This window comes from Serratia sp. AKBS12, from assembly GCF_024793895.1.
In the GTDB taxonomy this organism is placed as follows: Bacteria; Pseudomonadota; Gammaproteobacteria; order Enterobacterales; family Enterobacteriaceae; genus Serratia_F.
The window spans coordinates 293,599-315,204 of the sequence record NZ_JANUSB010000002.1 but is presented as its reverse complement, the minus strand read 5'-3'; the positions used below and the strand labels follow the sequence as shown (position 1 = coordinate 315,204).

21 protein-coding genes and 1 pseudogene are annotated in these 21,606 nt (G+C 58.0%); 15 read left to right on the top strand and 7 right to left on the bottom strand.

Annotation, left to right across the window (positions count from 1 at the left end; genetic code table 11):
* Window positions 1-182: 182 nt before the first annotated feature.
* The 7 genes and pseudogenes from NYE85_RS01440 to NYE85_RS01410 all read left to right on the top strand — a co-directional run.
* Window positions 183-506, top strand: a pseudogene (locus tag NYE85_RS01440) (SOS response-associated peptidase family protein); the annotation flags it as partial.
* Between the two features lie 79 nt (window positions 507-585).
* A complete protein-coding gene (locus tag NYE85_RS01435; protein ID WP_004955671.1) occupies window positions 586-1,506 on the top strand; it encodes a L,D-transpeptidase family protein in 921 nt (306 codons plus the stop codon).
* Between the two features lie 287 nt (window positions 1,507-1,793).
* Window positions 1,794-2,201 carry a biopolymer transporter ExbD gene (locus NYE85_RS01430; RefSeq protein WP_259002552.1) on the top strand — a complete coding sequence of 136 codons (408 nt, stop codon included), beginning with the start codon at window positions 1,794-1,796 and terminating at the stop codon, window positions 2,199-2,201.
* 1 nt (window position 2,202) lies between these two features.
* Entirely contained in the window at window positions 2,203-2,955 is a 753-nt protein-coding gene (locus NYE85_RS01425) for an energy transducer TonB (RefSeq protein WP_259002551.1), read from the top strand.
* 39 nt (window positions 2,956-2,994) lie between these two features.
* On the top strand, window positions 2,995-5,238 hold the full coding sequence (locus NYE85_RS01420) for a TonB-dependent receptor (protein ID WP_259002550.1): 2,244 nt from the start codon (window positions 2,995-2,997) through the stop codon (window positions 5,236-5,238).
* 18 nt (window positions 5,239-5,256) lie between these two features.
* Window positions 5,257-5,907 (top strand): MotA/TolQ/ExbB proton channel family protein, encoded by a 651-nt coding sequence (locus tag NYE85_RS01415; protein ID WP_259002549.1) that lies wholly within the window; start codon window positions 5,257-5,259, stop codon window positions 5,905-5,907.
* Window positions 5,900-7,150 (top strand): phospholipase D-like domain-containing protein, encoded by a 1,251-nt coding sequence (locus NYE85_RS01410; protein ID WP_259002548.1) that lies wholly within the window; start codon window positions 5,900-5,902, stop codon window positions 7,148-7,150. The genes NYE85_RS01415 and NYE85_RS01410 overlap by 8 nt, the downstream gene beginning before the upstream one ends.
* Here the strand turns inward: NYE85_RS01410 and NYE85_RS01405 are convergent.
* Both NYE85_RS01405 and NYE85_RS01400 read right to left on the bottom strand, forming a co-directional pair.
* Complete coding sequence (locus NYE85_RS01405) at window positions 7,147-8,241, bottom strand: hypothetical protein (protein ID WP_259002547.1); 1,095 nt, start codon at window positions 8,239-8,241, stop codon at window positions 7,147-7,149. The two genes, NYE85_RS01410 and NYE85_RS01405, sit on opposite strands and share 4 nt — an antisense overlap.
* Before the next feature lie 192 nt (window positions 8,242-8,433).
* Window positions 8,434-9,561, bottom strand: coding sequence for an iron-containing alcohol dehydrogenase (locus tag NYE85_RS01400; protein WP_259002546.1), 1,128 nt, complete (start codon window positions 9,559-9,561; stop codon window positions 8,434-8,436).
* A gap of 159 nt (window positions 9,562-9,720) precedes the next feature.
* Here NYE85_RS01400 and NYE85_RS01395 point away from each other — a divergent pair, with 159 nt between their 5' ends.
* The 3 genes from NYE85_RS01395 (at window position 9,721) to NYE85_RS01385 (ending at window position 12,262) form a co-directional block, all read left to right on the top strand.
* On the top strand, window positions 9,721-10,479 hold the full coding sequence (locus NYE85_RS01395; protein ID WP_259002545.1) for a response regulator transcription factor: 759 nt from the start codon (window positions 9,721-9,723) through the stop codon (window positions 10,477-10,479).
* Window positions 10,480-10,576: 97 nt separating this feature from the next.
* Window positions 10,577-11,878, top strand: a complete 1,302-nt coding sequence (locus NYE85_RS01390; protein ID WP_259002544.1) for an FAD-binding oxidoreductase — start codon at window positions 10,577-10,579, stop codon at window positions 11,876-11,878.
* 18 nt (window positions 11,879-11,896) lie between these two features.
* Entirely contained in the window at window positions 11,897-12,262 is a 366-nt protein-coding gene (locus NYE85_RS01385) for a cupin domain-containing protein (protein ID WP_259002543.1), read from the top strand.
* On the opposite strand, the gene NYE85_RS01380 is transcribed toward NYE85_RS01385, so the two are convergent.
* From NYE85_RS01380 to NYE85_RS01365, 4 genes are all read right to left on the bottom strand, one after another.
* A complete protein-coding gene (locus NYE85_RS01380) occupies window positions 12,238-13,077 on the bottom strand; it encodes an alpha/beta hydrolase (protein ID WP_259002542.1) in 840 nt (279 codons plus the stop codon). The genes NYE85_RS01385 and NYE85_RS01380 overlap by 25 nt on opposite strands.
* A 59-nt stretch (window positions 13,078-13,136) precedes the next feature.
* Window positions 13,137-14,249, bottom strand: coding sequence for a class II histone deacetylase (locus NYE85_RS01375; protein ID WP_259002541.1), 1,113 nt, complete (start codon window positions 14,247-14,249; stop codon window positions 13,137-13,139).
* Window positions 14,246-15,430 carry an MFS transporter gene (locus NYE85_RS01370; RefSeq protein WP_259002540.1) on the bottom strand — a complete coding sequence of 395 codons (1,185 nt, stop codon included), beginning with the start codon at window positions 15,428-15,430 and terminating at the stop codon, window positions 14,246-14,248. Before NYE85_RS01370 ends, NYE85_RS01375 begins: the two co-directional genes overlap by 4 nt.
* 127 nt (window positions 15,431-15,557) lie before the next feature.
* The gene (locus NYE85_RS01365; RefSeq protein ID WP_405050649.1) at window positions 15,558-16,217 is read right to left on the bottom strand and encodes a response regulator transcription factor; all 660 of its coding nucleotides are present in this window, start codon (window positions 16,215-16,217) and stop codon (window positions 15,558-15,560) included.
* 433 nt (window positions 16,218-16,650) lie between these two features.
* Here NYE85_RS01365 and NYE85_RS01360 point away from each other — a divergent pair, with 433 nt between their 5' ends.
* Genes NYE85_RS01360 through NYE85_RS01340 form a run of 5 tightly spaced genes read left to right on the top strand, consistent with a single transcriptional unit; the run spans window position 16,651 to window position 21,070 of the window.
* A complete protein-coding gene (locus tag NYE85_RS01360) occupies window positions 16,651-18,144 on the top strand; it encodes an APC family permease (RefSeq protein ID WP_259002539.1) in 1,494 nt (497 codons plus the stop codon).
* Window positions 18,119-18,706 carry a DUF3156 family protein gene (locus NYE85_RS01355; protein ID WP_259002538.1) on the top strand — a complete coding sequence of 196 codons (588 nt, stop codon included), beginning with the start codon at window positions 18,119-18,121 and terminating at the stop codon, window positions 18,704-18,706. The genes NYE85_RS01360 and NYE85_RS01355 overlap by 26 nt, the downstream gene beginning before the upstream one ends.
* Complete coding sequence (locus NYE85_RS01350) at window positions 18,699-19,481, top strand: SDR family NAD(P)-dependent oxidoreductase (RefSeq protein ID WP_259002537.1); 783 nt, start codon at window positions 18,699-18,701, stop codon at window positions 19,479-19,481. The genes NYE85_RS01355 and NYE85_RS01350 overlap by 8 nt, the downstream gene beginning before the upstream one ends.
* A gap of 9 nt (window positions 19,482-19,490) precedes the next feature.
* Window positions 19,491-20,291 carry a molybdenum cofactor biosynthesis F family protein gene (locus tag NYE85_RS01345; protein WP_259002536.1) on the top strand — a complete coding sequence of 267 codons (801 nt, stop codon included), beginning with the start codon at window positions 19,491-19,493 and terminating at the stop codon, window positions 20,289-20,291.
* On the top strand, window positions 20,288-21,070 hold the full coding sequence (locus NYE85_RS01340; RefSeq protein ID WP_259002535.1) for an SDR family oxidoreductase: 783 nt from the start codon (window positions 20,288-20,290) through the stop codon (window positions 21,068-21,070). Before NYE85_RS01345 ends, NYE85_RS01340 begins: the two co-directional genes overlap by 4 nt.
* Window position 21,071: 1 nt before the next feature.
* Here the strand turns inward: NYE85_RS01340 and hpaR are convergent, their stop codons facing one another.
* Window positions 21,072-21,527, bottom strand: a complete 456-nt coding sequence (gene hpaR, locus NYE85_RS01335; RefSeq protein WP_259002534.1) for a homoprotocatechuate degradation operon regulator HpaR — start codon at window positions 21,525-21,527, stop codon at window positions 21,072-21,074.
* Between the last annotated feature and the right edge of the window lie 79 nt (window positions 21,528-21,606).

Sequence of the window (21,606 nt, the reverse complement as noted above, 5' to 3'; positions counted from 1 at the left end):
CAAATACCAACGTCGTAGACTGGTATTGACCTGCGCGCAGATGATTAATGCATCAATTAGAATGGCTGTAATATCTGCACTTCGCTCAGAGCTGCTCGTCAAAGTGTTTAAGCTCTACCACAGCTCCGAGGTACAAAAAATCGCCTTAACGTACAATAATTTTCGATATCCAAATTGACCCCTGGAAGCATGGCTGCGCGCTGGTGCCGGCATCAGGCTGGTACGAATGGAAAAAATCGTCGGACAATCCTCGGCTGAAGCAGCCCTATTTTATCCGTGGCGCCGATCGCCAGCCGCTGTTCTTTGCGGCGCTGTACGCAGCGGATGGCGACGGCTGCAGCAGCTTTGTCATTATCACGGCCGCCAGTCATGCCAGCCTGGCTGATATTCATGATCGACGCCCTCTGTCGCTGCCACCGGCCGCCGCGCGCGACTGGCTCAATACCAGCTTAGCGCGTTACAAAAAAGTGCGTTCTGCAACCGGGAAAGTTTCACACTTTTGCTAAAGTGCACATATAATGCGCATCCGGTCTTTTTTGACCTGGATAATACTTATGCCAGTGCGGCCCACACACCAACACGAAGATGAAAATGAGCATTCGCGCGTTATTAACCCTGTTTACGGCACTGGTTGCGTTCAGCCAGGCAGCCTTCGCCGTTGTATACCCACTGCCTGCCAAGGATAGCCGCCTGGTGGGGCAAAATATTCAAATCCAGGTTCCAGCCGACAGCAAGCTGCCGCTGGAAAGCTTTGCCGCTCAATATCAGATGGGCCTGAGCAATATGCTGGAAGCCAACCCGGGGGTGGATCCCTTCCTGCCAACGCCGGGCAGCACCCTGACCATTCCGCAGCAGTTGATCCTGCCAGACGCGCCGCGTCAGGGCATCATCATCAATAGCGCCGAAATGCGCCTGTACTATTACCCGAAGGGCAGCAACACCGTGGTGGTATTGCCAATCGGCATCGGCCAGTTGGGCAAGGACACGCCGCTGAACTGGGTAACCAGCGTACAGCGCAAGAAAGACGGCCCGACCTGGACGCCGACCGCCAAAATGCGTGAAGAATATGCCGCAGACGGCGAAATCCTGCCGGCGGTATTCCCGGCCGGCCCGGACAACCCGATGGGTCTGTACGCGTTGTACGTAGGCCGTCTGTATGCCATTCACGGTACCAATGCCAACTTCGGTATCGGCCTGCGCGTCAGCCATGGCTGTGTGCGTTTGCGTGCCGACGACATCAAATATCTGTTCGACAGCGTGCCGGTCGGCACCCGCGTGCAGTTTATCAATGAGCCGGTGAAAGCCTCGGTGGAGCCAGACGGTTCCCGTTATCTGGAAGTGCACAATCCGCTTTCCGCCAACGAAGAAGAACTGAAGTCGAAAGATCCGGTGCCGGTAACCATCACCCCTGCGGTCGGCAAAGTGCTGATGGATGCGGGTATCAACCAGAGCGAAGTGGATGCGGCAATCAAGGCGCGTTCCGGCATGCCGGTCAAAGTGAACTGACAGCGGCTGTTTCGCGGTGAAAAGACGCCCACGGGCGTCTTTTTTTATGGTGCAGGCTGTCATTATTCTCACATTGCATTGGCATTAGGCGCCTGGCTTGCCGGCTTTTTTGCTGCGATATTCTCCTTTCCTCCAGAGCACTCGCGATTTTCGCGCCTTCAAACTGCCCTTCGAATTGAAAAAATCCTCTCAAAATGACGTGATTGTGAAAATAACATCACACAAACGTAACAAAAGATAAACATACCCTCACTATATTGGCTGCTTTGCTTTTGGGAGGGCATGCCATGCGTAACTGGAACGAACCTAAGAAAAATAAAGCGCACATCGAACTGATACCGATGATCGACGTGATGATGTTTTTGCTGGTGTTTTTCGTCTTGATAAGCCTGAACGTGATCCCGGCGCTGGGATTGAAGACCCAATTGCCCAGCGCCGGCAGCGCGCAGCAGTTGAAGCCGCAGAAAAAGGCCATCATCACCCTGGGCGCCGACGAGCAGTTGCAGCTCGACGGGCAGCCGGTTGCGCTGGACGCCCTGGTTAGCACACTAAAGCAACAGCAGCAGGGCGATCGGCCTACCACCATTATCGTCAACAGTGATAAGGGCGTTGCGGTGGAGCGGCTGGTAGCCGTGATGGACAGCCTGCGCCAGGGCGGCTTCTTCTCTGTTTCCATCGCTACCCGGAAGCTGTGACATGTATCTGCTCTATCGCTCAAGACACCTTTTCAGCTGGTTGCCGGCGCTGATCGTCGCTGGTTGCCTGCTGTTCGCCAGCCAGCAGGCAACGTTGAAGATCCAGCCTCGCTACGACGACACCACCATGGCGTTGGCGCTGGTGGAAACGCCGGAGGAATCCCCGGAGGAACCCCCTGTGCCGGAGGCGCTGCCGCAGCCGGAACCGCCGCCGATTGCCGAACCGCTGCTGCCAGCGCCGGAACCGATCGTTGAGGCGACGCCCAAGCCGCAGCCCAAACCCAGGCCGAAGCCTGAGCCCAAACCGCAACCGAAACCGGTGAAGGAAAAAACCAGAGTGGCGGACAAGCCACGGCCAACCGCCAGTGCACCGCGCGCGTTGTCCAGCACGTCGCCGCCAACCCCGGCCGCTGCGCCTGCCCGCCCGGCAACGCCGACGGTCAATGCCCAGGCGCTGGAAAATGGCTATCTGCTTGCGCTGCGCCGCGAACTGGAACAGCGCAAGCGTTATCCAACCGGACGTCAGGCGTCGCTGGAGCGGCCGCAGGGCAATGTGGAAGTATGGCTGGAAGTGGATCGCAGTGGTCGGGTAGTGGCCTCGGGCATTGCCAGCAAAGCCGGCAGCATGCTGCTTAACCGCGCGGCAGCCAGCAGTCTGCAGAGCATCAACCAGGTAAAGCCGTTCCCCAGCCAGGCTTTTGCCGGGCAGGCAAAAAAACGTTTCACAGCCACGTTTAATTATCGGGCGCCATAAAGCCTGAAATAACCATTGTTCGCTATGGGATGAAAAATAATGAAATCGTTCAAACGTTCTGGGATTTACCTGGTGGTGATGTCGGCGCTGTTGCCAGGGGCGCTAATGGCGCAAGAGGGTACCGACGTCGGTACCATCAGCGTTCAGGGGCAGCCGCTGGGCGGCGGCATGATGGTGCAGGAGGACAGCGCCAAGGCGCGATCTACCGTGACCAGGGAAGCGCTGGATAAAATGCCGGCCGCCGGTAACGCCATCGATAAATTGAAATATACGCCGGGCCTGAACATTAACAGCAACGACGCCAGCGGTCTGAGCGGTGTTGATTACACCATGCGCGGCATGACGTCAGACCAAATCGGCCTGTCGATGGACGGCATTCCGATTAACGATTCCGGTAACTATGCGGTCTATCCGAACCTGCTAGGCGACGCGGAAAACCTGCAGGAAATTTTCGTCACCCAGGGTTCCTCCGAGGTCGACGGTCCGCACATCGGCTCCAGCGGCGGCAATATCGGGCTGGTGACGCGCCGCCCGGCCAAGGACTTTGGCGGCTTCGTCAAGCAGACGCTCGGCAGCAATAATCTCAGCAAGACCTTCGCTCGTTTGGAAACCGGCGAGTATAACGGCTTTAGCAACTGGATCTCCTATTCGCACACCGAAGCCAAAAAGTGGCGCGGCGAAGGGCGTGAATATTCCGACAAGTTTGAAATGAACTCGTTGTATGAAGACGGCAACGGCAACAGCAGTAACCTGGTGATGAAATATAACCGGCAGGAAAACGCCAACTACAACACCCTGAGCAAGGCGCAGTTCGAACAGGATGGCCGCTATACCGATTACGCCACCACGCCGGAGTACAACAGCAAAGGACAGTTGAACAAATACTACAAAATCGACCGCAACCCGTTCGAAAACTTTACCCTGTCGTTTACCCAGAAGCTGCAACTGCGCGACAACCTGTCGTTGACGCTGCAACCGTACTATTACTGGGGCAACGGCGGCAGCTTCACCGGCCAGACCGCCTCGGTACTGTCCAGCACCTCGGATCGCGCCGGACAATATGACCTGAGCAATCTCGGGTCCAATACCTACTATCGCCCATCGTGGACACAAACCTGGCGGCCGGGCATTACCACCAAACTGAAGTGGGACATCAACGAACAGCACAGCCTCGACGTGGGCTATTGGTATGAGCGAGCACGTCAGCTGCAAACGCAGCCGTTCATCAGCATCAACGGCGACGGCAACCCGGCGCAGATCTGGGGCAAGCCGGGCGGCAGCGATCAGGTACAGGACGCCAACGGCAACACCGTACAGGGGCGCAACCAGTACACCGTGACGCCGGCGCAAAAAGTCTGGCTGCAGGATACCTGGTTCTTCTCGCCGGAATGGACCTTTGTCGGCGGGCTGGCGTACCAGTATGTGGAGCGCAAGGGGGAAAACCGCGGCAGCCTGTACAACGTGCCGGAAAACCGCAAGGCCACTTACCACGAATTACTGCCTAACTTCAGCGCCAGCTACAGGCTCAATCAGGAAAACCAGTTGTTTTACAACCTGACGCGCAATATGCGCACCCCGCCGAACTACGTGCTGTACAACGTGGGCGATTCGATCAATACCAAACCGGAACTCAGCTGGAACCACGAGCTGGGCTGGCGTTTCCAGCAGGAGGACATGCTGTTGAGCGCCACGCTGTTCTACCTGCGTTACAGCGATCGGCAGATTTCTACCACCAATGCCGACGGCGATTACGAAATGATGAACATTGGCAATGTGGAGAACAAGGGGCTGGAGCTGGAGTGGAGCGGTCAGTTGCCGCATAACTTCAACTATTACGCTTCCTATACCTACACCCAGGCCAAGCAGCAGAACAACATCGTCAGCAACGGCGGCCATGAATTGCCGACCTCCGGCAAGGACGTGCCTAACGTACCCAGGAACCTGCTCAACCTGACGCTGGGCTACGACGACGGTTTGTACTATGGCAGCGTCAGTAGCAAATACGTCAGTTCGTTCTATGGCGATCTGACCAACGACGAAAAAATCGGTGGGCGCACGGTGGTCGATCTGGCGGCCGGGGTTTATCTGCCGGTGGACAAGAAAATCGTCAAGAGCGCGGCATTGCGTTTTGGCGTCAGCAACCTGTTTGACAAGGAATACCTGACCTCGGTGCGCAGTACCACGTTCAATGCGGCAGCGTATAACGGCGTAAAAGCCAGCACGCCGTATTACAACGTCGGCGAAGAGCGCACCTTTAGCGTATCGCTGGAAGCCACATTTTAATTGATTGAAGGGGGCGTTATGAATGCCAATCTGTTGCACGACATTATCTTTTACGTGATGTACGCCGCGCTGGTGATTGCGCTGGTGATTATTATCGAACGCGCGCTGTATTTTGCCTACACCCAACGGCAGGCGCGTCGGCTGGAACAGGCGCTGACGCCGCAGGTGCGCCGCGCCGGCGATCTGCCGCAGTCATTAACCCAGCGCAACAGTTTGCCGCTGGCGGTGATCCTGCCGGTACTGGAACATAAACATCAGGCTGGCGATCGTGAAGCGCTGGGGGATGTGATCGACGCGCAGTATCTGTTGAGCAAACCGCTGATGAGCCGCGGGCTGTGGCTGCTGGAAACCATCGTTACCGCCGCACCGCTGCTTGGACTGCTCGGCACGGTGATGGGCATCATCGAAACCTTCAAGGCGTTGGCGGCGTCCGGGGTGTCCGAACCGAGCCTGGTGTCGGCCGGCATGGGCACCGCGCTGTACGCCACCGGCCTCGGTATCGCCATCGCGCTGCTGTGTCTGGTAGGCAATAATTACCTGCAAAGCCGCATGGAGCGGATTAACGAACTGCTGAAGGTACTGCTGATCCGTGCCGGCACGCCGACCAGCCGCCCGGAACAAGACCAGACCGACCGTTGGGTTGACAGTGGGGAGCAACGTTATGCCTAATGGCCGTCAACCACGGCGGCCATCACACCGCCTATGCACGGCATTATGGGGGAGCTGTCTGTTGATGTTGAGCCACGCCGCCGCGGCGCGTTTTGAAATCCCCGGCTATGAACTGGTGTATAGCGCGCCAGTGGAGACCCGCCTGCATAACGACGATCTGCGCGACACCGCCGAGGTCTGGCAACAGATGTTTGCGGCGGCCAGGCAGCGTATCGACATTGCCCAGTTTTACGTTGCCAACCAGCCCGGAGGGCGGCTGGACGGCGTGTTGGCGCAGTTGAAGGCGGCCGGCGAGCGCGGAGTGAAGATCCGTTTTCTGCTGGAGCAGAAAGGGATCCGCAACTCGACGCCGGCCACGTTGGAACAGCTGAAGGCGATCCCCAACCTTGAGTTGCGTATTATCCCGTATCAGCAGTTGAGCGGCGGCATTCTGCATGCCAAATACCTGCTGGTGGACGGTGAACAGGCGTTTGTCGGCAGTCAGAATTTTGACTGGCGGGCGCTGGAACATATCCAGGAAACCGGTTTGCGCATCAGCGACGGCAAGGTGGTGAGCCAGGTGCAGGCGATTTTTGAGCAGGATTGGCAGGCTCAGGCCCGGTTGGCGGCCGGCAAGCCGGTGCCGGCGCTGGATTATCAGCCGCCGGCAGAGCCGCAGTCCGGCGGAAATTATCTGGTTGCCAGCCCGCGGGCTTACGATCCGCCCGGGGTTACCGATTCGCAAGACGAGCTGCCACGCCTGTTGGCAGCGGCCAAGCGGCAGGTGCGGGTGCAGGTGATGGATTATGCGCCACTGTCTTATGGCCCGCAACGCAGCCGACCCTACTACGCGGTGATCGACAACGCGTTGCGTAGCGCGGCAGCGCGCGGCGTGCAGATCGAACTGATGGTTGCCAACTGGAACACCGACAAGCCCGATATCGACTACCTGAAAAGCCTGGCGCTGTTGCCTAATGTGCAGATCAAGGTGGTGACCATCCCCGAGGCGCAAGGCGGTTTCATCCCGTATGCGCGGGTGATCCACAGCAAAATCATGTCCATTGACGGCGAACGTGCGTGGATCGGCACCAGCAACTGGACCGGCGGCTACCTGGATAATTCACGCAATCTGGAACTGGTGCTGAACAACGCCGCCATGGCGCAGCGGGTCGATCGGCTGTTCAGTCAGCTGTGGGACAGTGACTACGCCGCTGCGCTGCGCGTCGACTATGACTACCCGGCACCAAAGCCGGGCGGTGATTAAGGATTATGTTGTGGATTATCCATTACCGACGTTAACGGACAGCGTTGTTTTGAAAATGTGAATCCGCCGGTTTCTGTCGATTGAACGACAGAAACCGTGTCTTTGTCCAAACGTAACAGTTTGGTATTCCAAGGTAAGTTTTGACAATCGGCATTATCGTGATAATGCATTTCAATCAGCGCGGAGATAATAGTCTTGTTGAGCCAGCCGTCGGTGGTTGCCGATAAGCCATTGGCAATATAGCTAAAGGTAATGACTAAGGCTAATGGTGCGAAAATGCGCAACAGGAACAGCAGGTCTCTGGGTTGAAATGGCGTATGGTCTGAAGGCTCTTTTTTACCGGTGCGCAGGCGATAAGAAACGCGCGCTAATTTCCCGGGGTAAAAAGAGCTTAAAAGCGGTGAAATCGACATCGGTAGCATGATGGCAAACCATTCAATCACGACCATCGTCATCAATAAAAAACCGATGAAATAGCAGTAGATTATCGGTGTATAAAGGGTGGCAGCAAGATTGACGAACTCCGGAAAGTGCTTGGCGTCGACCTGTGTCATTTGATAGAGCGATTGCTTGATCCCTGCGAGCGCGATAAAAAAAGCAACGGAACCGATACCGGCGAACAGCAGCTTGCCGATGACACGTGCCCAGGCCTTCTTTATCAGCCAGCTTACCTTGCCTTTAATATCGAAGAAGGCCGCACATGATAGCGTGATGGCCAATATCGCGATAAGCACATTTGCCCCGGATAGGTTCTGCCAGATTAGCAGAACGACGAAAATAACCGGAATAATCAATAAGGATAGTAGAAAGAATAATTCGGTCGTGGGGGATATGGCATAAAATTTACGTGTATGCACCACCATACGCCAGCCGCGTGTGATTATCTTCTTTCTTACCAGGGGGAAAATGACGAAAATTCTTTTTATCGTTGAGTATATTATTTTTAATAATGCCAACCCCATTATTATATATATCAGTATCGCTGCCATTTTGGGGGAGATTATTGCGATGGCAATAAACGTGACCGCAAGGGCAATGTTTATGTTTTGTGGGGTTAGTGAGGCGAGAAATAAGCGTAAACGGTTCATCATCCAGTCCCTTGAAGTTGTCATCACCGGCTCCCAAGGGAGCTATTTGCATAGCTCCCTCGGTAAGTTACTGGTCTTTGTTTTTCTTGCCGAACATTTTCATCAGTGCACCGACAATCAGGCCCACCGCGATGCCGGCGAGGATCCAATCAATGATACTCATACCTACCTCCCGCTAGTTGTTTGATTATATGATCATTCAATGCGCAATGCCTGTTCGATCATCGTGCGGCGCTGGGCGGCAGAATAATCAACCAGCGAATTCTTGCTGTTGGACTTGTCGATGACGATCAGCAACTGATCCTCGCTCAAGGGCAGATCGTTTTGCCAAAACGGCGTGATGGCATGTTCGGTAATCATCTGGTGCAGATACCGTTCCGGGCGCTGGGCGTGTTGCGGGAACAGCCGCGCCGCCAGCTGTGCCATGCGCGCGCGCTGCTCGGGCTGCGCACTGTCTGCCAGCAACGACAGAAACGGCAGCAGCAGTCGGCCACACAGCTGGCCATGGTGGTAGGCGCGCAGCGCGCCGATTTCACCGGCGATACCGTGGATCACCCCCAGCCCCGCCATGCTCAGCGTCAGCCCCCCCAGATACGAGGCGTGCATGATGGCTTCCCGCGCAGCATCGCTGCGGTTCAGCGCCGGCCAGGCCTCGAGGAACAGACCGATGCCGGTCAATGACATTTCGCGCGACAGGCTGTTGGCGGTTTTGGACAGATAGGCTTCAAACAGGTGGGTGAAGGCATCAATGGCGCAGTAGGTCAGCACCCGATCCGGCGCGCCGGCCAGCAGCTGCGGATCGAGGATCGCCACCTGCGGCACAAAATTGTTATGGCGCAACGAGGCTTTCACCTTGCTGAGCTGGGTATCGGTGATCACGGCGTTTTGCGTTACCTCGCTGCCGGTACCGGCGGTAGTGGGAATGGCAATCAGCGGCAACGTCGCGCCGCTGAGCGGGCTATCACCGACCTTTTCCATATAACGCAGCGTCGGCAGCGGGTGCTGTACCAGCGCGGAAAATGCCTTGGCGGCGTCCAGCACGCTGCCGCCACCGATGGCGACCACCCGAGCGGCTTTACCACGCCAGCGAGCCACCCAGCGATCGATGTCCTGCGGCGACGCCTCGTGACTGACGATTTCGGTTCCCACCAGCAACGGCTCCAGTTCGGCGGCCAGTGCGGCATAAACCTCGCCGTTGAGAAACGAACGGCAGCTGAACAACAGGGTGGGCTGCGCCTCTGCCTGGAGCAGTGGCAGCAGGTGCCGAATACTGCCGTGGCCAAACCAGGTTTGCCGGTTGGCGATCGTCAGACTGCTGGACATGGGATCTCCTTGTTGCGAAGTTGTGATTTATTTAACATGATAACGTTTGTCTGGTTGCTTTTCGCCCAGCGGGGTGCTTTTTTATCTGTATCTGGCCGAATGCGCCGTTTCGCCAGAATACGACGTCGATCGTTAATCTGTTAATGATTTGGGGGCGGCATGGGCATTCAGGTTGAAAAACTGGCGTCGCTAATCGACGCGGCGACAACCCGCCATTTCTATCCGCAATTACTCGATTATCTGGAACGCTTTTTTGCGTTCGACCACGCCCTGATTTACGCGTTTGAGTCCCAGCGCGCGCCATGCTGCCTCTACAAGGCCGAAAAAGAAAACAGCGATGCGATTAACGCACTTTATCAGCAGGGCGCCTACCTGCAAGATCCGTTTTACCGTGCGCTGAACGACAACGCGCAGAGTGAGCTATTCACCCTGCGGCAATTGGCCCCGTGCGGCTTCTATCACAGCGAATATTACCGCAACTTTTATCGCAAAACCGGTTGGCGAGACGAAGCCGGTGTATTGTTGCAACTGACGCCGCAGCGCCGCCTTGGCGTGTTCTTCGGTTCGTCGCAGCAGACGGTGGGCGTACGCCAATCCAGCGCCGCCGAACTGCCGGAAGCGCTGGTGCTGGCCCGTAGCGTCGTACGGCTGCATGCCGCATCGATGGCGGACAAGCTGCCGGCCGACGTGGCGCCAAACCCGCTCGCCTGCGCTGGCCAAACGCTGACGGCGCGCGAGCGGGAAATCGTCGATCTGATCCTGGCAGGGCTGGGTTCCCGGCAAATCGCCGCCCGGTTGTTCATCAGCCTCGGCACGGTTAAAAATCACCGCAAAAACATCTATAGCAAGCTCGGCATCGGCTCACAGGCCGCGCTGTTTAATCTGTTTCTGGCGACCGCTTCGCCCTCCCGTCGATAATGTTAAATAACAGTTAAAATATCCCTAAAGGGACATGGCCGCGTCCGCTGCCTGCGCCGATAATCCCGTTTATGGCATCGGCGACCGGAGTGCGGCAATGAACAACAATATCGAATCGTTAACCTATTATGCGGCAACCAAAAAATACGATCTGCGTTTCCCGGTACTGGCTGACGATCTGGACGTTGACGTGGTGATCGTCGGTGGCGGTTTTTCCGGCATCAATACCGCGCTGGAGCTGGCGGAAAAAGGCATCACTAATATTGCCATTCTCGAAGGGCGACATCTGGGCTACGGCGGCACCGGCCGCAATGGCGGCCAGGTGATGGCCGGCATTGGCCACGATCTGGAAAAGATCAAGCGTCACGTTGGGTCGCAGGGGCTGGAAACCATTTTCAAGATCAGTAATCTCGGTGCCGGCATCATCCGCGAGCGCATCAAAAAGTACGCGATAGACGCCGACTTTTGCTTTGGCTACGGCTATCTGGGGAGTAACGCGCGTCAGGAAAAGACCCTGCGCGGCTGGCTGCAAGAATTCAAGTCGGTATCGCCACAGGAAGAGATCGAACTGTACACCGGCGCAGAGGTGCAGCAGGTAGTCGGTTCCGATGCCTATACCTGCGCGTTGAAGCACATGGGGGGCGGTCACGTACATTCGCTCAATTTGCTGTTGGGCGAAGCAAAGGCTCTGACCGGCTATGGCGTACAGATCTTCGAAAACAGCAGTGTGCTGAGCGTGGAGTATGGAGCGCGCGTGACCGTCCGCACCGCGACGGGGTCGATCCGTGCCGCGAAAATGCTGTGGGCCTGCAATGGCTTTCTCAACGGCATGGAGCCGTATATCGATAAAAAAACCATCAATACCTATGCCTTTCAACTGGCGACCGAACCGTTGCCAGAGGCGCTGATCCGGCAGATAAGCCCGATTCGCGGCGCTTACAGCGATATACGTCCGGTGATCGACTATTACCGCGTGACCAATGAAAACCGCTTGCTGTTCGGCAGCGCCACCCGGTTGCTTGAATATATTCCTGCCGATCTGAAAGCCTGGAACCGCCATCTGATGCTCAAGGTGTTCCCCTATCTTAAGGACGTGAAAATCGACCTGGCCTGGGGCGGGCCGCTGTGTTGCAGCGCCAATCTGTTCCCGCAAATCGGCACGCTGCCGGCGCATGACAATGTGTTTTACGTGCAGGGATATTCGGGGTTTGGCGTGACCCCCAGCCACATTGTGTGCAAGGTGCTAGCGGAAGGGATGGCGGAGGGGTCGGCACGTTATGACCTGCTGAGTTCTATCCCGCATCGCAATATTTTTGGCAAACATCAACTGCGCCCTGTGATTACCTCGGCTGGCAAGATCTGGCATCAAACTTCCGGCTATTGGAAAGGACGTCGTTAATCATCTCGAGGAGAAAACATGAAACCATTATTGCTTAAACACCCTCTGCCGCCGTTGCAGGAAATTGGCAGCGTCAGCAATCTGGGGGCTACGGTGCTGACTGGGGATCCGAACGTTGGCGTGGCGATGATCTTTGGTCAACCCACGGACAGCCTGAGTTGCGGGGTGTTCAGCTGTACGCGCGGCAGCTTTGCGATGGAATACCCGTTTGCCGAACATGCGACGGTCTGGCAGGGGACGGCGACGCTGACCGACGAAAGCACCGGCGAGTCGGTGCACTATCAGCCCGGCGACGCCTGGTTTGTCGAACAGGGCCGCAAAGTGCATTGGGAAATCACCTGCGATCGTTTTGTGAAGCACTATCTGGCGGTGGTCAGCGGCTGAGGCTGAGGTGACGACAGCTGGCGCTCAATAAAGGTCGTCACCCGTTTCAGTACCTGATCTTTATTGATTTCATTGAATATTTCGTGCTGTGCGCCAGGGATGATCGCCGTTTCAATATTGCTGCCTCGCAGTATGTCGATGCCGGTGCGGGTTTCTTCCAGCAGTACCAGCCTGTCGTTTTCGCCGTGCAGCCACAGCGTCGGCAGGCTGCCAAAGCTAGGCCCGGCGTTAATCCTGGCCAGCATGGCCTGCATGGCGCCCAGCGTTGCCCGCTTGAACGGGCCGTGCCACACCAGTGGATCGGCATTATAGGCTGCGCCAACCGCCGGATCGCGCGACAGCGTCGTCGTATCCAGCGGATCGTCGGGTAGCGTGTCCAGATCGTACAGGTCGGAAATGGCAGTTTTACGGCCGATCAACGGCCCGGACAGCACCAGCGCGTTTACCTGCTCGCCATAGCGCTGTACGTAGCGGCTGGCGATCATCCCGCCCATCGAATGGCCAATCAGCACCAGCGGCAGCGAGGGAAATTGATGCTGAAAGCGTGTCGCAACCTGATGCAGGTCATCGACGAGCGCGTCATAGTCGTCAATCAGCACCCGTTCGCCCTGTGACAGCCCGTGGCCGAGATGGTCGGGGCCGAACACCCGTGCGCCGATGTCGTGCAGCGTGCGCGCCACGTAGTGATAACGCCCCAGGTGTTCGCCGTAACCGTGTACCAGCAGCGCCAGAAAACGTGGCTGCGGATTGCCCCAGTCATGCAGTGCGATGTTGCCGCGGCATCCCTTGATAAAACTGACGTTATGTTCCGACATATTCCCCCCTTCCTGTTCTGTTGGGGCGCGATCGGCGCGCCCGTGGCTTCACAGAGCAATTATAGGCTGAACTGTCGCGCCAGCTGGTCGATGGCGTCACGCTGGAAACGGTTGAAGGCCTCACGCGGTTGCTGTTGTTGAATAAATGCCAACAGCGGATCCTGCACCTCGGTGCGGATACCGCTGAGCTGCTCCATCACTGCCAGCCCGCAGAACGGTACGTAGGATTCTGCATAACCGCCCTCGTGCACCATCAGCAGTTTGCCACCGCATAGCCGATCGGCGGCATCCTGAACCAGTGCGGTCATCATGCGGAAACTGTCGCTGTGCAGCAGCATCCGCGCCAGCGGATCGAGGGCATTGGCGTCATAACCGCAGGCGACGATAATCACCTCCGGCTGGAAGCGCTCCAGCGCCGGGATGACTATCTGACGCATGGCGTACAGATAGCTGTCATCACCGGCCCCGGCCATCAGCGGAATATTGATATTGCAGCCCAGCCCCGCGCCGGCACCGCGATCCTGCTCGCCGGCGTAACCCGCCGGGAAACAGCCGTCCTGATGCAGTGACAGGGTCAGCACATCGTCGCGCTGCCAGTAAATATGCTGGGTGCCGTTGCCATGATGAACGTCCCAGTCGATCACGGCCACCTTGCCAAGAGCGCATTTTGCCTTGGCGCGTTCGATGGCGATGGCAATGTTGGCCAGAAAGCAAAACCCCATCGAGCGGTCCGGCAGACAATGGTGGCCCGGTGGGCGCGACAGCGCATAGGCATTATCCAGTTCGCCCCGCAGTACCGATTCCAGCGCGGCGCAGGCCAATCCGGCGGACAGTCTGGCGATGTCATAGCTGCCAGGCCCGAGCGGTGCCTCCTCACCCAGCATGCCGCCACCGTTATCACTCAACTGTTTGAAGCGTTGCAGATAATCGGCAGGGTGGATGCGGCGTAAGTCGTCTTCGTCGGCCAGTTCGGCACTTTGCAGCTGGAGCTGGCACGACAGACCGGATACGTCCATCAGGTTCTTCATGCGGCGTTTGGTTTCCGGCGATTCGGCATGACCCGCGCCGGCAGGGGGTTGCACCCAACCGCCCACCGGCAGCGTGGTGGCATGCAGGCCGGTGCTGTGCCAAAAACAGCGTTCATCGAAGAAAAAGCCGGTTTTTCGTTTCACCTTTCAACTCCTGTTACAGGGCGCGTTGTGCGCGGGGACGTCAGCGAAATCAGCAGCAGCGACAGCAGTGCGCAAGCCAGCGCAGCGCCGAGCAGCGCACCAAAGCCGCCGGAAGTTTGCAGCAGATAACCGGCCAGCAGCGGCCCGATGGCCATGCCGCCGCCGATGACCAGATTGATGCCGTTCATCAGCTTGCCGTTATTATCCAGTTCGGCAACCTGCGCCAATATGAATGGCAGCACGAAGGTCCAGGTAAATTTGAACATCACCGCCGCGGCGGCAAAGCGCAGCAGCGCTGGCGTGTTCAGCAGCAGGGCGATGCTGACCGTCAGCAACAGATAGCCCAGCGTCATCAGCAGGCGTCGGCGCATGCCGCCGGCCAACGCCGCGGTTGCCGCGCCCACGATGCCGAACACCGTTGCCGCCGCCAGCACCTGGCCGTTGTGTATCGCCGACAGCCCGGCGTTGATGCCGATGTTACCGATAAAGGTCCATACCGCGCTCAGGCTAATGTAAAAGCACAGTACTGCCAGCAGCGCGCCCAGCCTGACGAGCGGCGAGGGCGCTGCGGTTGCCGACTGGGCGGTTGGCGCTTGAAAGCCGCGGGGGAACGCCACCAGCAGCGGCAGGCAGCACAGCATCAGCGCTGCCAAAATCAGATAGACCACCATTAGACCGAAGTAGCCGAACAGCGACGGCAGCACCAGCAGGCCAATCGTGCCCAGCAGCAACTGACCCAATACCCAACCGGCATAAACTCGGCTGGGATTGGCAGTGCCGGCGGCGCAGGTTATGCACAAAATCATCAGCGTGCCGCCAGCCAGCGAGGCGATAAAACGCAGGGGCAGCAGGGTGCTGAAGTCGCTGGTCAGCGCCGACGCCAGGTTGGCGAACAGGAACACCGTTGCCGCCAATCCGGCCACTTTCCGCCAGTCCATGCGTCCGATCCACCACCAGGCTGGCAGGGTGGCAAGGCTCATGGCACCGAGTTCGGTGGAGAACAGTCGCCCAATCTGAGTGGGTGACAGGCGCCATTCGCTTGCCAACTGCGCCGCCACCGCCGGTGCGGTCATTAAAATCCCCGGCGCGATGGCGGCGCAAACGATAATCGCCGTCAGCAACCTTGGCGGACAGGGCAATGCCGGCCGATTAACCGGCGTAGAATAGGAACTGCTGGACATAATGCCTACCTTGGTTGATGACGGTATTGCGAACAGGCGAAACCCGCCCCGTTAACGTCGAATTAAAGGTATATGCTATGGAGCCATATATTTTTATTATGGCAATTAATTATGGCGGAATATTGCCTCAGCCCTGGGCAATAAAACCGCTGGAAACTAATTCGGTACGATTAACCACTGCGGTTTTGGCGAATATATTTCGCATATGGGTTTTTACCGTGGACAGGGAGATTCCCAGGTTTAACGCAATGCGTTTATTACTGGCGCCCTCGCGTACCATATTGACGATTTCCTGTTCTTTGGCTGTCAGCAATTGTGCTTCGCCTTCCGGCAGAAGATCGCGGGTGGCCAGCTCGATCAACGGCAGTACGGCATGCAGGCGGCTGCGCTCCAGCGCGGTAAATGGCGTATCGCGGATCAGTGAAACCCCGGCGACGATGCGTCTGCGCTGGCGGATAAAAATCTCGGTCATGTCGCGCATGCGATTGGGCAGCATAAAGTCATGGTAATATTGCCGATTATCGGCGATGGCCGACGGTGTCATACTGACCATGGTGATATCCTGCTGATGAAAATTGGCCGGTTTTAACGGATCAATCTGCTGGTAATAGTCCAGATATTGCCGATGGGTGTTATCGGTTATTCCCTGTAGAATATAATGTTCCGGTTTTAATTGTGGATTAACCAAATAAAATACCCCGGCTGAAACCGGAATCAAATGGGCGATGGTATTCAGACAGCTGGATATCAATGCATCATTAGCGCCAGCAGACAACTGAGTGTGCATAATTCATTTCCTCCCATTTGCGTTTTTCATTCAGTTTGGGAATTGGAATGCGGTCAATATCTGAACGATAAAAGCATAGTTGTAGCAATTTGGCAACACAATAAAAACATATTAACAACGTGAACTGGATTGCAATAAATACCATAAATAACAAAGCAGAAACCGTTGTCTCTGGCGCTGTTTTCCTCCTCTCTCAGGCACTTCATTAAACTGTTAATGAAGTCTATGTTCCTCATTTGACCTGTTTTTCCCTGCGGTTCTAGGCGGTGTGTTGCCGCAGGTCGTTGGGGCGGTAGCCGTTTTAGCCCTCGCCCAGCGCGTTTTCGCCTCGTTCTTAAGAACGATAGCCAGACTTTTCCGTTCCTTTCTATAGTGCCGGTAGCGCCCACAGTGGTCGTCAGGCGAGTCTAACCACACTTGAGAGGACACACCCATGAACCTGTCGTCACGGCTGCACGCCCACCTTGAACGGGGCAAAGTCGGATTCCCCACCACGCTGGCCAGTTCGGTGGGGGTTATTATGGCCAGCCCGGTGATCCTGACCGTCACCAGTGGGTTCGGCATTGGCGGAGATACCTTTGCGTTAGCGATGCTGATTGCCTTCATCATGATGCAGGCGCAGCTCACCACCTTTGCCGAAGCGTCGGCGCTGTTGCCGACCACCGGTTCGGTCTACGACTATATCTCCTGTGGCATGGGGCGTTTTTTTGCCATTACCGGCACGCTGTCCGCCTACCTGATCGTGCATATCTTTGCCGGCACCGCCGAAACCATTCTTGCCGGCATTATGGCGCTGGTGAACTTCGAACATCTCAACACCCTGATGGAGAGCCACAATTCCTCTTGGATGGTTGGCGTTGGGCTGGTGATCATTTTCGGCCTGCTGAATGCGCTGGGCATTGAAGCCTTTGGCAAGACGGAAATCGTGCTGACCTTCGGCATGTGGAGCACGTTGGTGATTTTTGGCATCGCCGGCCTGCTGTCGCCGCACGCGGTGGCGCTGCCTGGCTGGTTTGGCAGCACGCTCGATCTTGGCGACCCGTTTGCCGTTTTCAGCCTGGTGGGGATGGCGATGTTCATGTTTGTCGGCTGCGAACTGGTCACGCCGATGGCGCCGGAGATCAAACGTTCCGCCTGGGTGATCCCGCGCGCCATGGCGCTGGGTCTGTGTGGGGTGGCGGTGTGTATGGCGCTGTACGGCGCAGCGCTTGGCCATCAGGTGGAAAATGTGGTGATTGATGCTGCCAACAACGTCAGGCTGCTGGATACGCCGATGGCGATCCCGGCGTTTGCCGGCCAGGTGATGGGCGAGTTCGGTAAATACTGGCTCGGCGTTGGTCTGCTGCTGGCCGGTGCGGCCACCATCAATACGCTGATGGCGGCGGTGCCGCGCATTCTCTACGGCATGGTGCTGGATGGCGCATTGCCGAAAATGTTCTCGTACCTGCACCCGCGGTTTAAAACGCCGGTAGTGGGTATTGCCGTGGCGGTGCTGATCCCCTGTGTGCATGCGTTTGCCATTCAGGGCGATCTCAATCGCATTATCCCGATGGTGCTGGCGGCGGTGTGCGCCTGGGGTGTGGCCTATCTGCTGGTGACGTTATCGGTGGTATTGCTGCGGTTGCGTCGCCCGGACTTGCCGCGTGCCTATAAATCGCCGTTTTTTCCGCTGCCACAGATAGTCTCCAGCATGGGTATCGTGCTGGCAATCGTCTATATCACGCCGCCGGGTATGCAGCGTAGCGAAGTCTATATCCCGTTTGGCGTCATGATTGGCCTGACCGCGATCTATGCGTTGTTCTGGACGCTGTGCGTGCAGCGCGTCAATCCCTTCAAGCCGGTGCCGATAGAGCAGGTATTGCTGGCGGCGTTTGACAAGTCCGAACGTGAGGAGGTGCAGTTTGATCGCCTTACTTCCCTCACTTGATCGCTTCTGGCGGCGTAATCCCGCCGGTTATCGGCCGGGAGAGGCGCTCGATCGGTTACAGCGCGATTTACGCCCTTATGCCTGCGAACGCCACGCCATCGGCGCGTTGACGCTGAGGCTGCCGCAGGGGCCGGTGATTACGGTGCGCGAACGGCCGCAGTCGCTGTTTCTGGCGCATATCGTCAGCCACCGGTTCAGCCTCAATGGCGGTACGGCGTTAACGGATGCGCTGACGCTGACCATCGGCGTCGGCGGTTGGTTGCGGCGCGGGGCGGTGCGTTATCGCCTGGTTCACGCCGGCAGCGGTGGGCAACGGCTGCTGGCGGCACTGCAACGTTATCCGCAGATTGGCGAGGCGCTGGCGCAGCTGGATTTCCGCCACGCGGCCTTGACGCTGCGCGATGGCCACTGGCAGCTGGAACTGGAGCATTTCGCCGCCTCCGAGGTGGTGAGCCGGCTACCCGCCGGGCGGCGATATCTGCGCCTATTGCCTGAGCAGCGTCGCCTGTTGCTGAGCGTTTGCCTGATGTTCAGTCAGTTAATGGAGAAATTGGATGAATAGAGTGGTGGTGATCACCGGCGGCGGCAGCGGCATCGGCGCTGCCTGCGCACGACTATTGGCGGCCCAGGGCGACCGGGTGGTGGTTATCGGCCGCCGCCGCGCACCGCTTGCCGCGCTGGCCGACGACATTGGCGCGTTGGCGCTGGTTGGCGACGCTGCCAGCGGCGAGTGCTGGCGCGATGAACTGTTGCCGCAGATCCTGCACGCAGCGGGCCGTATCGACTGTTTGCTGGGCTGCGCCGGCGGCATGGGGCTGGGGCAAATTACCGAGGTCAGCGATGCCCAGTGGCGGCAAGCGCTGGACAGCAATCTCAACAGCGCCTTCGCCAGCGCGCGCGCCTGTTTGCCGGAACTGGTGAAAACCGGCGGCAACCTGCTGCTGGTGGCGTCGATCGCCTCGCTGGCCGCCGGGCCGGCGGTATGCGGTTACGTGACGGCCAAGCATGCACTGATTGGACTGATGCGCTCGATTGCCCGCGACTACGGCCCGCTTGGCGTGCGAGCCAATGCGCTATGCCCCGGCTGGGTGACGACACCGATGGCCGATGAAGAAATGCAACCGTTGATGGCGGCGCACCAGTTGACGCTGGAACAGGCATATCAGCGGGTGTGTCGCGACGTGCCGCTGCGCCGTCCGGCCAGCGCGGAAGAAATCGCCCGTATCTGCCGCTTTCTCTGTTCTGCGGAGGCGTCGGCGATCACCGGCGCGACGCTGGTGGCTGATGGTGGCTCAAGCATTGTAGACGTTCCCACCCTGGCTTTTACTTCTCTTTAAGGAGCAATCATGGATTCAGAAGCGGTATTTATTCAGGTCGGCGCGCTGGCGGACGGTTTCGCGCCGCACAGCCACACGTTGGCACCCTTGGCGGATTTGGCGGGTCGGCAACTGGCCCTGCATTTTGCCGACGGCGAGCTGGCGACGTTGCGGTTTGTCGACAGCCAGACGCTGGAGTGGCACGGGCAGCGCGTGGCTTATCGCGCCACCAGCATTCGCGACGGCATACTGTTTATCGATTTTCTTGACCCTCAGCGCGCCAACGCCAGCATTAGCATGGTATGCGATCGGCATCAGGGCAATTTCACCGCGCTGTACGGCGCATTGCCGGACCAACGGCAAGTCCGTCTGGACGCCTTTAGCCGGGTGGAACAAGGATTGCCACTGACGGCGGTGCAGGCAATGTTTCGTTTTGGCCGGCTGGATAACCGCGATGCACCGTTGCCGCAGTTTACCGATGAGCTGATTGGGCTGCGCAATATGTATACCTACAGTCCTACCGAGCGTTACGAGCATATCTACCTAAATGACAATTTTTATGCCTGGCAGTGCCTGGACGGCGTCGAGCAGGGGCTGGCAGACGTTGATCGCTGCCACTATGTCAAAGTGGCTGAAAAACTCTACCTGTTCGTCTGGCGCGAAAAAATCGTGCCCACGCTCGGCGTGGTAATGATCGATCTGCAAGGGATGCGTACCGACGGCAAGATCCTTGGCTATCAGGGCAGTGACTTCGCTGCGTTGAGCAACTTTGCGGTTGGCGCACACGCGCAGGTGCTCAATGTGACGCGGCACCCGCGGGGGGCTGCATGACGTTTGCCGCAAACGCCTTCCAGCACCGGTTGGTGCTGGTGACCGGTGGGGCGCAAGGCATCGGGCTGGCGATTGTGCGCGCCTTTGCGCAGCTGGGGGCAACGGTGGTGCTGGCGGATAGGCAGGCGGGCAAAGCGCAGCAGGCGGCCGCCGAACTGGTCGAGCTGGGTTGGCAGGTGCAGGCAGAGGCGTGTGATGTCGCGCAACCGGCGCAAATCGCCGCACTGGTGGCTCGGGTGACGCAGCGACACGCGCGGCTGGATGTGGTGATCCACAATGCGGCTTACTTCCCGCTGACGCCGTTTGCGCACATTGATGCCGAACTGCTGCAACGAACCCTCAGCGTCAACCTGATGGCGCCGTTCTTTCTGGCACAGGCCGCGTTACCGTGGATGCGCCGGCAGGGCGGCGGGCGGCTGTTGGTGACGTCATCGGTGACCGGACCGAAAGTGGCCTACCCGGGGTTGGCGCATTACGCGGCCTCCAAGGCTGGGGTGAACGGGTTTATCCGCGCCGCGGCGCTGGAGCTGGCACCGTACGGCATCACCGTCAACGGCGTTGAACCGGGGATGATCCGTACACCGGCGATGGCCAATCTGGGCGGCGAGGCGCTGACACGGACGATTGGCACGGCGGTGCCACTCGGTCGGTTGGGCGAACCGGAGGATATTGCCGCCGCGATGGTATTTCTCGCCTCGAGCGCGGCGGGTTATATCACCGGGCAGACGCTGGTGGTGGACGGTGGTGCGTTGCTGCCTGAAACGGTTCTGCCTACCTGACTTACTGCTGCTTGCCGGGGTGGGCGATAACGTTGTTCGGCAGGCTGTCACCGAGGGTGATCAGCTCGTCGAGCAACGCCATCAACTGCTGCATCTTTTCTGGCGAAAACGCCGCTTCTATCTCGTTGTAACCCTGTTCCACCTGCGAGCGCGCCACGTCATACAGCGCCTGGCCCTGCTGAGTCAGCGAAACGTACAGCTTGCGCTGATCGTTGACCGGCTTTAGGCGGAATATCAGCCCGTCGCGTTCCATGCGCGACAGAATGCCGGTCAGGCTGGGGCGCAGAATGCAGGTTTGCGCCGCCAATTCGTGAAATTCGATCGACCGCTGGTCCGCCAGCACGCGGATGATGCGCCATTGCTGTTCGGTAAGGTTATGGCGTTTCAATATCGGGCGGAAAAAACCCATGGCAGTTTCACGCGCCTGCAACAGGGCGATGGTCAAGGATTCATGCATAGCGATGGCCTGCTGTTAAAAGTGTTGCGCCCGCGGACCGCGGCCGTTCGTTAATAACTTAATAGTAGCCAGGTTTATT